Genomic DNA, 12,380 nt, shown 5'->3' with positions numbered 1-12,380 from the left:
AAGTCAGTGCAAATAATTAACATAATTTCTTGTTTGCTCGAAGCAGGAACTGCAAAAAATTTCCGGTTCTGTATTAACTATCCTTTGAGATATCAAAAAATAAATGTGTTTATTTTCAATTCAATACATGATTCCACACAGTTTGTCGCAGGGTTTTATCCTGACAATTGACTATTTATGGCATGTGCTTTGCTACGTAAAAATCAGGTCAATCGTATAAATGTTGCCATTTTGTAAAAAACCGAGCGGCGGTCACAGTTTCAAAATGGTATACGATAGACAATAAACCATAGTAATTTAGTTTTATATCNNGTTGNGNGCATACATATACTGGTNACATNGTTCTTTCGTATAAGAATATGTTCCAGAGAACAGACAGTTAATCTCACTAGGGTTGGAAAGCTATGAGTGTNAAAAGCAAATCCCAGGTTAATTATCAATCCTTAGCCAACAACAGCGTTGATCATCATCGTGCAGGAGGCTCCAATCATGGCCTGCGTAAAAACACGTTNAGTGCCATGAGCATCATATTTTTTATCATTGCTGCCGCATCNCCCTTAACGGGCGTTATTGCGATAGTGCCTATCATGATTTCAGATGGAAACGGTTTTGCCTCCTCNTGGGACTTTTTNCTGGCTGCNGCNGTACTGTTAGTTTTTGCTGTCGGTTACATTGCNATGAGTAAAAAGATCACGAATGCGGGCGCATTATATTCCTTCGTAACGGCCGGACTGGGTCGCTCCTGTGGTCTGGGNACCGCCACNTTAACTATCTTCGCCTATACCGCCATTCAGGCCGGACTGTACGGTGGATTTGGCTACTACGCACACTCACTGATACCGACCATAATGGGAATCGACGTTCCCTGGTGGGCATACGCTTTAATTGCCATGGGTTTGTGCNTATTGCTTGCTCTGCATGGTGTGCATTCAGGCGCAATGGTACTGGGATTCCTTCTCACGCTTGAAACAGCAATGCTGTTAATCCTCGCGACCGGAATTGTGATGCACTCGTCNCTGGAAGTGGGGCAACCTTTGCTGCAANTCCCAACAATCAAGGACGTATTTTCNCCGGGGTTAGGGACAGGGATCATGTTTGCCTGCGCGACCTTTATTGGTTTTGAAGGTGGNGCNATTTACAGCGAGGAAGCAAAAGATCCTGAAAAAACNATTTCCCGTGCCACCTATTCTTCCGTTATTTTCATGGCAATTGTTTATTTCAGTGTGGCCTGGTTAATTACAGGTTTCCTCGGTGCTGACAATGCTGTCAAAATCGCTAAAGAGCAGTCGGGTAATCTGATATTTTATATCGCCTCNAAAGCTCTCGGCGGCTGGACNACACTGGCGTTCAATATCTTCATCGTTACGTCATTGTTTGCCGCTATTGTGACTTTCCATAACAATATTGCCCGCTACTTCTATTCTCTGGGTCGCCAGAAATTATTCTGGAAAGCTCTCGGGTTTACTCGCAAGAAGAAACAGACCCCTTATGTTGCATCTTTCGTGCANACGGCTATTGCAGCNTTGATTGTATTAGCCTTCGCTGTAGAAAAACTTGACCCATATTCAACACTCTTCGCCTGGATGACCGGTGCGGGAACCATCGCTATCGTTCTGGCTCAGGTTGTCAGTGCTGTGGCAATTTTTGCATACTTCCGCAAAAATAAAAGTGACCAGNATGNCTGGCACACAACNGTGGCCCCGTTACTGGCCATCGTCGGTCTGAGTGTGTTTTTCTACCTGACAGTGATGAGTACAGAAATGCTGTTGGGTATCGGAAGTGTGGGGAGCGCCATATTCGTTGCCATCATTATTGCTTTCTTTCTGGCTGGTTTACTNTATAGCGNCTGGCTACACAAATTCTCCCCGGACAATTATCTTCGAATATCAGAGCTGGTTGTCGATTAACNNTTCACAAAAGGGCGCTAATCAGCGCCCTTTTGCTGNGGCACTTGAAACTTCTGTACTGCCAAAACCCGGTAAATGCGCGTAGAGATCCTGACACACNCCAGCGATATGTTTCTTCATCAGTTCCGCGGCACCATCAGCATCCCGCTTTTTACAGGCTTCAAGAATCTTACGGTGNTCTTTATCTGCCTGAATCAGGCCATCTGACACCGTTAGCTGTACGCGAAGATACCGCTCAAGTTTGTCGTGAATTGACTTAATCATGTTCACCATGAAGGGACGATTGGCTGCTTCATACATGGAAAGATGCAACTCCCAGTTCAACTCCGCCCAACGACTGGCATCATCTTCCATAATGAAACGGTCGCAGGCTACCGCGATTTTTTTGAAATCTTTCTCGGTCATGTTGGGTACTGACAAACGTAAAATAGAAGACTCCAGTAAAATCCTCACCTCAAACATTTGCGCAAGCTCGGGCTCTGATATGGCTGCAACTACCGCACCGCGGTTACGATAAAACACCACCAGCCCTTCTGCTTCAAGGGTCTTCAGTGCTTCCCTTACCGGGATCTTGCTGACATTAAACATTGTCGCAATCTGATCCTGTCGTATAGGTTCATTCTCTGCCAAATCACCTGAAATGATAGCCTCACGAAGGTATCTTGAGATGATGATGGATGCAGAGGGAGTAGCACCAATATCGGGTACCTTTAATTTTAAACTCAAGTGAGCCTCCAGGATAATTCTTGCTTAAGCCGCGGGGAGATCGATTTCAGCCGTGACTATTACATTCACAGTTAATTAGTATACATTATACTCTTTGGTTCTTATATTTCCAAGATTGAGAAAAATACGATATAGGGCATGAGTTTAAAGGCGTGCAGACAACATTTTGTTTACCGTATCAGGCCTTAATTTGTTATCTGAACTTGCTTAACCTACTGAATAACTACAGTTCTCTGATCACGGTTATACTCAAAACTCAGGTCATGATAGCTACACATGATCAGTAAATGTATTATTGCCATCATCAAAAAAACGTATACCATATCCCATTTTATTACTTCCGGGGGAGAAATGGCAGAAGTAGCCGTTGATTTAGCCGTCAACACCGCACAACGCAGAGTGTCTACGCGCGCTGCATTTTTTATCGCAGGTTTTGGCATGGGTGCATGGGCACCGTTAGTACCCTATGCTCAACAGCGCCTTAACCTTGATGCGGGCACGTTGGGAATGCTATTGCTATGTCTGGGCAGTGGCTCCCTTCTGACAATGCTCTTTTCAGGTAAACTCGCTGGCCGTTTTGGCTGCCGGGCAATGATTACTGTTGGCACCATTATGATTTGCCTGTCGCTACCTTTACTGGCAACAGTCAACTCCATGCCATTGATGGTGCTAAGCCTGTTAGTGTTTGGCGCTGGTGTGGGTCTGACTGACGTCACCGTCAATATTCAGGGTGCTCTGGTTGAACAGGATTCTGATGTGCCGTTGATGTCTGGATTTCATGGTTTATTTAGTATTGGGGGCATCGTTGGCTCAGCCTGCGGCAGCCTCGTCCTGAGTTCTGGCCTGTCACCTCTGACAACATCGTTATGCGCGATTGTCGTCGTTGCAATCATCATTCTTTTTACCGGAAAACATCTGCTCTCATTCGCTGCTCACGAAGATCAGCACACATCCCCCTTCAGGCCGAACGCCACTCTTCTCCTGATGGCAGCCATGTGCATGGTATGTTTCCTGGCGGAAGGTTCAATGCTGGACTGGAGTGGCGTATGGCTTACGTCTGAACGAGGTCTCGGGATTGAACATGCAGGATGGGGATATGCTGCTTTTGGTTGCGCAATGGCGGTAATGAGATTGTCCGGAGACAGAATTGTTCGTCTGCTGGGTCGTAAAGCGTTGTTAATATGCAGTGGTCTGTTTGCTATGTGCGGTTTTGCTGTAGCAGTCTGCATCCCCGGTTGGGAGGCATCACTCGTCGGTTTCGTGTTGGTAGGTATCGGCGCGGCAAACGTTGCACCCGTGCTGACGACACTGGCCGGTCTGGAAAAGACCATGCCCCCTAATATGTCCGTCGCCTTCGTTTCAACCGTCGGTTACCTTGGCATTCTGGCAGGTCCGGCAATATTAGGTTTTATTGCGCATATATCCAGCCTGTCTGTCGCCTTCCTGTGCATCTCGGCCTCTCTGCTGCTGGTGTTACTGGGCGGTATGAAGTTACGATTTGTCTGACGTAGCTAAGAGGGGAGTGATCTCCCCTCCTCAATCACCGGCTGTCTTCACCAGATGGTGTTTTCTCAGCGGATAACGATCTGCGGTTTACCCAGACGTGTCACATCCACTTCAATCCCTAATCCTGGTGCAACAGGTGCTGAACCGAATCCGTCTTGCGAACGCGGCATATAACCGGCTAAGTGCCCATCAGTCCAGTCATTGAAAAAAGGTGTCATCAGCAATGATTCCGGGCGAGTCGTTGCTGCAATATGGCTGGTCGCTGCCGTAATAATGTCGCCACCCCACATGTCTTCAACCGAGACTGCCAGGTTCAAATCCTGCAATAAATCGCGTGCACGCACGACATTCGTCAATCCGCCCAGCTTGCCAAACTTCAGGTTAATCGATACGGCATTGGCTTCATATTTTGCGCGGAACACTTCATCCTGGCTGACAATAGATTCATCCAGAACCAGAGGCAACGCTGAACCTCGGTGCGCAAGGATACAATCGGTGGTGGTACGGCATGGTTGCTCAACATAAACGGCTAATCCCGCCATCCCTTGCACCGCCAGTTTGGCTCCTGCCAGCGACCATCCACCATTCGCATCCGCAACAATGACCGTGTGCTCATCACCTGCTTCGACACTGGCTCGTGTGCGGGCAACATCTTCCAGGGGATTGTTACCCACTTTCAGCTGGAACCGGTTAACACCCGCCGCACGACGTTCTTTAATAAATTCCGCCATCGATTCCGGAGAACCCAATGGGACCGCTTCGTAAATCGGGAAGCGCTCATTGATCACTCCCCCCAGTAATGCGCTGATTGGCTTGCCAACAGATTTACCAAAAATATCCCAGCAAGCGATATCCAGTGGGCTTTTCGCGAATTCCTGGCCCATCAGAGTAGCATTCATAATTCGGTTGATATTCAGTATATTGCGAGGATCCTGCCCCAGAAGNGCCGCCCCTAANTCCTTAAGGGCTGTTCTGATCCCATCCGGAAAAGTCGGCAGATACACTTTTCCGAGCGTGGTTATCTCCCCCCAGCCTTCAATACCCTCATCAGTTCTGATCCTGACCACAATGCCGTCTTCAGTGCTGGNTGACCTGTCACCTGACATGACATAAGTGCCATGCGCGTANCCTACCTGATAACTGAANACTGCAATTTCTGTAATTTTCATAAACTGTCCTGCCTGAATAAGGAATATTGGTCCCCGAAAGGGAGTATCAGCAATCACCTGATTGGTGAGGATATACGTTCNAAATTACTTCTGCGATTAGCGTACCCGTTTACAGTCTCTGTTCTTTNGAGTCAAAGGATGACTCNCNCACTAACGTATATCGTATACCTTACTTTGTGTTCCGATAGAATCGCAAATTCTTTTTGACAATGTTTAGACCCTGAGCATAACGCTTCAGCTGAATCTTAACTGTTATCTGAAACGACTATTATTATAACTTTATTGACTACATCATTTTTGTAAAATAGTTTATCGTATACCATTTTAAGGTCTTCAGATCACCNTGACGGTGTGACTGATTAATCATGCGAGATAAAAATATGCCAAAGCTCACCCTGGACGAAGTTGAAAAACTGNCTTTNAATATCCTTCTCAAACATGGATTTACCNAAGAGCATGCCGCTGCACTTGTCAANACAATGCTTTCAGGCGAAAGAGACGGATGTACCTCGCACGGTATTTACCGCTTACTGGGATGTATTCATACGTTGAAAGCAGGCAAAGTTGATCCCCGGGCGATACCTGAGGTGACAGATACAGCCCCTGGCGTTGTCACGGTTNATGCAGCGGGTGGCTTTTCTCAACTCGCTTTTGAACAGGGTCTCCCCTGGCTGTGCCGCAAAGCTGTNACTAATGGTATTGCTCTGCTTGCGATTAACAATTGTGTTCACTTTTCAGCTCTGTGGGTGGANATTGAGCAGCTGACGCAGCAAGGTCTGGTAGTGATAGCCTGTAATCCCAGCCATGCCTGGGTTGCACCACATGGCAGTAAAGAACCCGTGCTGGGTACCAATCCCTTTGCCTTCGGCTGGCCAAGAAAAGAACAACATCCATACGTATTTGATTTTGCCACCAGCGCTATTGCCCGCGGTGATATCGAATTACACCACCTACGGGAAGAGTCATTACCTGACGGCTGTGCCATCAACCGGCATGGAGAAATGACCAACTCGCCTGAGGAGGCGATGGAGGGGGCAATGTTGACCTTTGGTGGCCATAAAGGTTCTGCCCTTTCAACCATGATCGAATTACTGGCCGGTCCCTTAATCGGTGATCTTATGAGTTATGAATCTCTGGCCCATGACAATGGTGCCAAAGCCTCACCTTTTCACGGTGAACTCATTATTGCCATTTCTCCTGATACGCTGCTCGGCGATAAGAGTGAAGCCAACATGGCGCGTGCTGAGGAATTATTCAAAAAGCTAAAAGCTCATGGAGGGAGACTCCCTTCTGAACGCCGCTATAGCGCCAGAGAAAAAAGTATGCGGGAAGGTGTCGAAATCTCTCAGAGAGTGTATGACGAATTGCAGTTGTTACTTAGCCAATAATGTCGACATCCGGGGTGAATGAGATGGCACAACATCATGATATATAGATTGAAATCTGTTCCTGACATTAGCTCTTCGCCCTCTGCATCCATCATTATCGCTCAGTATCTGAAAGAAGCGATTGTGTCCGGAATGTTGGTGGACCACCAACCGATACGGCAGGATAAGATTGCAGCGCTATTTAACGTCAGCAAGATACCGGTCAGGGAAGCCCTCAAAACGCTTGAGGCTGAAGGCTTCGTAAAATTCAACCGCAACCGTGGTGCCATAGTCGCGGGGATCACGGAACACGAGTTATTGCAATTCTTTGAAATCCGCGCCGTCCTGGAGTCCACTATCACCCGAATTGCTGTGCCAAAAATGGACAGCGAAAACTTTGCTCAATTAATGAATGCCTGTGAGGCCTTTCGTCAGGAAGAAGATCCCACGCGCTGGGCAGAGCTGAACTGGGCCCTGCATGCCAGTATCTATATAGCGGCTGAAAGGCCGCATATGCTGAAGCTGATCCGCTCGGTATACGACAAAGTTGAACGTTATATGCGCGTGCAACTTGCGGTGCCTGATGGGATGGCACAGGCGGACAGAGAACACAGAGAAATTTATTCGGCATGTAAGGATGGAGATGCGGATGAAGCGGCGCGACTCATTCATGATCATGTCGTCGGGGTATGCACTGACCTGCAAAGAAAGCTGACAGCAGGCAAAGCATTTTCAGCCTCGGCCGACTCTGAGTTTTAAAAAATTGTGAGCTGCATTGCACGTCGCGTACTTCTCAGGTTCAACATTGCATCGGGATGTTTGACAAGCAATTTAGTATACGATATACATTTATATCATCTTTGCTACCGATTTTATAACCCACTTACGTTGTAGACACTTATCCGGAGAGCACAATGACGGCGGAACTCAAGAAGAAGTCTCAGACGATTGAATTCATTACCAAAGCATACATTGATGGACGTTTCGTCGATTCGGTCAGTGGTAAAACATTTAACACCCTGAATCCGGCTACCGGTAAAATCCTGGCAAAAATCGCTGAGTGTGACAAAGCAGATGTCGATATTGCAGTGGCTGCGGCAAAACGCGCCTTTGATGAGGGTGTGTGGAGCAAGCTGGCCCCAAAAGCGCGTAAATATGCGATGCTCAAACTGGCGGATCTGGTCGAAGAAAATGCCGAAGAATTAGGCATTATTGAGAGCCTGGACAACGGTAAACCTGTTGCTGATGCTATCAATGCAGATCTCCCGGATGCGATTGAAACCTTGCGCTGGAGTGCGGAAGCCATTGATAAGGTCTATGACCTGGCATCACCGACTGCCAGTGATATTGTTTCGATGATTGTGCGCGAACCGATTGGTGTCGTTGGTGTTGTCATTCCGTGGAACTTCCCGCTGCCCATTCTGGCTATGAAACTGGGTCCAATCCTGGCCACAGGTAATAGCGTGGTAATCAAGCCTGCTGAACAGACCTCGTTATCCGCATTACATTTCGTCGCCTTGTGTGATAAAGCAGGTATTCCTGCCGGTGTGGTGAATATCGTGACGGGATTTGGTGAGACCGCAGGGAAGGCGCTGGGTGTGCACCCTGATGTTGAATGCCTGAGCTTTACCGGATCTACAGAAGTTGGACGTTATTTCCTGCGCTATTCAGCAGATTCGAATCTCAAAAAAGTCATGCTTGAGTTAGGGGGTAAAAGTCCTGCGATCGTGATGGATGATGTGAAGAATATCCAGCACGCGGTTGAACAGGTGGCTGCTGGCATCCTTTTTGGACAAGGAGAAAACTGCAGTGCCGGTTCACGCCTGCTGATCCAGCGCGGCATTAAAGATCGTTTCATGAAGGCGCTTTTAGCAGAATTTGAAAAATGGACCGTCGGTGAGCCGTTCAGTGAGGAAACCCGTATCGGGGCCCTGATTGAAGAGAAGCACATGCAGCGCATTCTTGACTACATTGAGCAGGGCAAACAGGAAGGTGCACGTCTGATTATGGGCGGTGAGCGTCTGTTCAGTGAAACAGGGGGATATTTTATTGGCCCTACCGTGTTCGATGATGTGACCAATAATATGACCATTGCACAGGAGGAGATTTTTGGCCCTGTGCTGAGTGTCATAACATTTGATACGGTCGAGGAAGCCATATCGATCGCAAACGATACCATTTACGGCCTCGCCTCTTCACTGCATACCAATGATTTGACCACTGCACATACTGTTGCACGGGCCATTCGTGCGGGAACGGTGTCAGTCAACTGTTTCTCTGAAGGCGACCAGTCGGTGCCATTTGGTGGATTTAAGCAGTCAGGATTTGGTGGCCGTGAAAAATCCATCCACATTTTTGATCAATACTCTGAACTGAAAACGATCTGGATCCAGCTGGTCTAACCTGATTTGCCCGGCACGTCAGCTGGGCAATTTTTTTGTTACCTGCGGTCTGATACAGAATGTTGTGTATACGATATACACAACATATCGTCCCCTTGTGCAGTGATAGCTCTGGCGATAAATAAATGTCCATCATGCTTTGCCACGTTTACTGCACAACGATCTATCCGTTCGGGAAGATCTGCTCTACTAGTTTAATGGAGAACAATTTATGAACGCTAATAATGGAAAGCAATTTATTGCTGGCCAGCGTGTTGCCTCAGCCTCACCAGTGCTGAAGAGCATTAATGCGAAAACGGGTGAGCCATTACCATATTTGTTTTGCCAGGCCACTTCTGCCGAAGCGGATAATGCGGCAGATGCAGCGGCGGCAGTTTTCAGAAGCTATCAGAAACAAACACTGGATCGTCGCGCCGCATTCCTTGATGCCATCGCCAATGAAATTGACAGTCTCGATGACAGTTTCGTGGCGACTGTCATGGAAGAAACCGGTCTGCCCGAAGCGCGCATCAAAGGTGAACGTAGCCGGACATCTACCCAGATGCGCATGTTTGCTGATTATGTCAGAGCACGCGGATTCCTGGGCATTCGTATAGACACTTTTGACGGCACCGGGAAACCTACCCTGCGCCAGTATAATGTTGGCACAGGCCCCGTCGCTGTATTTGGAGCCAGTAACTTTCCACTGGCCTTTTCCACGGCAGGTGGCGACACCGCCGCGGCACTCGCTGCAGGCTGCCCGGTAGTAGTGAAAGCCCATTCCGGGCATATGAAAACCGCTGAGCTGACGGCAGAAGCCATTGAGCGTGCACGTATTAAATCAGAGATGCCGGCAGGTGTTTTTAATATGATCTTTGGCTCCCGTGTGGGTGCTGATCTGGTGCGCCATCCCAAAATCAAGGCTGTAGGTTTTACCGGCTCCCTGAACGGTGGAAAGGCNTTAATTGAAATCGCCAACGCCAGACCTGAACCTATTCCTGTTTTTGCNGAGATGTCCAGCATCAANCCAATGGTCATGCTCAACGGATTNTTGACCAATCAGGCTGAGAAAGTGGCTGGCGAACTGGTNGCTTCGTTCACTATGGGGACGGGGCAATTCTGTACCAAACCCGGGTTGATCCTGGGTATTCAAACTGATGCGTTTGAAAATTTTGTCTCTGAACTTAAGCATAAAGTCAGNNCGCTTAACCCAATGGTNATGCTNAATCCATCAACACTCAGTTCTTATGACCATCGTCGTAAGGAATTTGATGAATTCAGCGCACTTGAGCAGTTAGCGAAAGGCCAGGATGGCAATCTGTGTGCCGGTGCACGTCTGTACAGAACGGACCTTCAAACTCTCATCGCTAATAAGACCCTGGTTCAGGAAGAAATCTTTGGCCCGGCAGCAATTATTGTCAGCGTTAAGAACGAAGCAGAGCTGCTGGAAGCACTGAACACACTTGGGGGGCAATTAACAGCTTCATTGTTTGGTGAAGAGTCCGAACTTGCTAAAGCCAGCGACTTGGTAGACACACTGGAAGAAAAAGCGGGTCGATTGATTGTTAACAACTATCCGACCGGTGTTGAAGTGTGTCATGCGATGGTTCACGGCGGGCCGTGGCCAGCAACATCCGATTCACGCGGTACCTCTGTAGGAAGTCTGGCAATCAATCGCTTTATGCGCCCAGTGTGTTTCCAGAACTACCCGCAATCTCTATTACCCGAAGTACTGAGAGATGAACAGCTGCACTCCGTCCCTCATCTCCTTAATGGTAAATACGTGGGTTAACGTGATTAACCCCTACTGAGTCAAACCTCAATTCCCGTTAGCATTATGCTAACGGGTTATTAAGACTCAGGATAATGTTGTTGGTCTATATGGCATGTGGTTATGGCAGAACCTGACCTCAGGGTTTTAAAATCTCATTACCCATAAGTCTTTATTATTCTTCAACACACAGAAATATAAGCATTTTATATAATTGCCAGTGAGCTAAAAACTTAATTGACATCGTAGCACAATCTGCATCATATTATATGGTATACGATATACATTGATGCGGTTTTATATTTGTACTTTATACAACCTGACGTTGAATGTTGTAAGAACAGATCGCTTGTTGCTATTGCACAACCAACTCTGATTCTGTCAGGTGCATGCTCTAATCGGAGCGATACATATTGTAATAAGTGGAGATTTATATGAAATCAAATATTTTTTCCGGTGTGATTCCAGCCCTGATGACACCATGCACCCCGGACAGAACACCTGATTACGATGCGCTCGTCCGCAAAGGTAAAGAGCTGATTGCAGCAGGTATGTCTGCCGTCGTCTATTGTGGTTCTATGGGTGACTGGCCGCTGCTGACTGACGAACAACGTATGGAAGGCGTTGCCCGTCTTGCTGAAGCGGGTATTCCGGTCATCGTGGGAACGGGAGCCGTCAATACGGCATCGGCAGTNGCACATGCAGCACATGCGCAGCGTGTTGGGGCCAAAGGTTTAATGGTTATCCCTCGCGTTTTATCACGCGCCTCAGTAATCTCTGCTCAAAAGGANCATTTTAAAGCCATCCTGAGTGCAGCGCCTGATTTGCCAGCCGTCATTTACAACAGTCCATATTATGGTTTTGCAACGCGTGCAGATCTGTTTGCAGCACTGCGTNCAGAACATCCAAACCTNATTGGCTTCAAAGAGTTTGGNGGGGCGGACGATTTACGCTACGCNGCAGAAAATATCACCAGCCGTGAAGACGACGTCACACTTATGATTGGNGTGGATACCGAGGTTGTACATGGTTTCGTTANTTGCGGTGCGACTGGTGCGATAACGGGTATTGGTAACGTNTTGCCAAAAGAAGTTCTGCATCTTTGCAATCTGTCTAAGGCCGCAGCGAAAGGCAATGTTGCAGCTCGTGCTCTGGCGCTGGAGTTAGAGAGTGCCCTGGCAGTACTGTCTTCATTTGATACCGGCCCCGATCTGGTGCTGTTCTTCAAACATATGATGGTACTGAAAGGAAATAAAGAATATACCCTGCACTTTAACGAAACTGACGTACTTACCGACAGTCAGCGTGGTTATGTTGAAGCACAGCTGGCACTGTTTGATAAATGGTACGCTTCATGGAGTGAACAATCAGGTACTGTCCGCGAATATAANCCTGACTAATTCAGTATGTAAAGGTGGCTTATATGATATTAAGCCACCCTATTTTATGAGGAAAATTACGCTCATATTGTCATTTTCACAACTGGATGATGAGTAAAAAATCATTCTCTTCGGAATAAAACCCTCACCGCAGAAAACGCCTTCCTGTCAAAG

At 47.5% G+C, this 12,380-nt stretch carries 9 protein-coding genes; 7 read left to right on the top strand and 2 right to left on the bottom strand.

The features are described 5' to 3' along the window. The first annotated feature begins 404 nt into the window (after positions 1-404). Positions 405-1,907, top strand: coding sequence for an APC family permease (locus tag CUN67_RS30235; RefSeq protein ID WP_208719446.1), 1,503 nt, complete (start codon positions 405-407; stop codon positions 1,905-1,907). Between the two features lie 21 nt (positions 1,908-1,928). On the opposite strand, the gene CUN67_RS30230 is transcribed toward CUN67_RS30235, so the two are convergent. After that, the gene (locus tag CUN67_RS30230; protein WP_208719444.1) at positions 1,929-2,633 is read right to left on the bottom strand and encodes a GntR family transcriptional regulator; all 705 of its coding nucleotides are present in this window, start codon (positions 2,631-2,633) and stop codon (positions 1,929-1,931) included. Between the two features lie 351 nt (positions 2,634-2,984). Here CUN67_RS30230 and CUN67_RS30225 point away from each other — a divergent pair, with 351 nt between their 5' ends. After that, positions 2,985-4,139 (top strand): MFS transporter, encoded by a 1,155-nt coding sequence (locus tag CUN67_RS30225; protein WP_208719637.1) that lies wholly within the window; start codon positions 2,985-2,987, stop codon positions 4,137-4,139. 65 nt (positions 4,140-4,204) lie between these two features. Here CUN67_RS30225 and CUN67_RS30220 read toward each other — a convergent pair whose 3' ends face one another. After that, positions 4,205-5,245, bottom strand: a complete 1,041-nt coding sequence (locus tag CUN67_RS30220; RefSeq protein WP_254711514.1) for a mandelate racemase/muconate lactonizing enzyme family protein — start codon at positions 5,243-5,245, stop codon at positions 4,205-4,207. A 443-nt stretch (positions 5,246-5,688) separates the two neighbouring features. On the opposite strand from CUN67_RS30220, the gene CUN67_RS30215 reads away from it, so the two are divergent. The 5 genes from CUN67_RS30215 (at position 5,689) to CUN67_RS30195 (ending at position 12,227) form a co-directional block, all read left to right on the top strand. Continuing rightward, a complete protein-coding gene (locus tag CUN67_RS30215; RefSeq protein WP_208719635.1) occupies positions 5,689-6,696 on the top strand; it encodes an Ldh family oxidoreductase in 1,008 nt (335 codons plus the stop codon). An 18-nt stretch (positions 6,697-6,714) separates the two neighbouring features. Next, positions 6,715-7,434, top strand: coding sequence for a GntR family transcriptional regulator (locus CUN67_RS30210; protein WP_254711471.1), 720 nt, complete (start codon positions 6,715-6,717; stop codon positions 7,432-7,434). Between the two features lie 155 nt (positions 7,435-7,589). Next, positions 7,590-9,077 (top strand): aldehyde dehydrogenase, encoded by a 1,488-nt coding sequence (locus tag CUN67_RS30205; protein WP_208719441.1) that lies wholly within the window; start codon positions 7,590-7,592, stop codon positions 9,075-9,077. 211 nt (positions 9,078-9,288) lie between these two features. Continuing rightward, the gene (locus CUN67_RS30200; protein ID WP_208719439.1) at positions 9,289-10,848 is read left to right on the top strand and encodes an aldehyde dehydrogenase (NADP(+)); all 1,560 of its coding nucleotides are present in this window, start codon (positions 9,289-9,291) and stop codon (positions 10,846-10,848) included. Positions 10,849-11,261: 413 nt separating this feature from the next. Beyond that, the gene (locus tag CUN67_RS30195) at positions 11,262-12,227 is read left to right on the top strand and encodes a dihydrodipicolinate synthase family protein (RefSeq protein ID WP_208719437.1); all 966 of its coding nucleotides are present in this window, start codon (positions 11,262-11,264) and stop codon (positions 12,225-12,227) included. Positions 12,228-12,380: the final 153 nt, after the last annotated feature.

This window comes from Pantoea cypripedii (assembly GCF_011395035.1).
GTDB classification, from domain to species: domain Bacteria; phylum Pseudomonadota; class Gammaproteobacteria; order Enterobacterales; family Enterobacteriaceae; genus Pantoea; species Pantoea cypripedii_A.
Note: the sequence above shows the minus strand (reverse complement) of the source record. Positions and strands in the feature narration are given on the sequence as shown.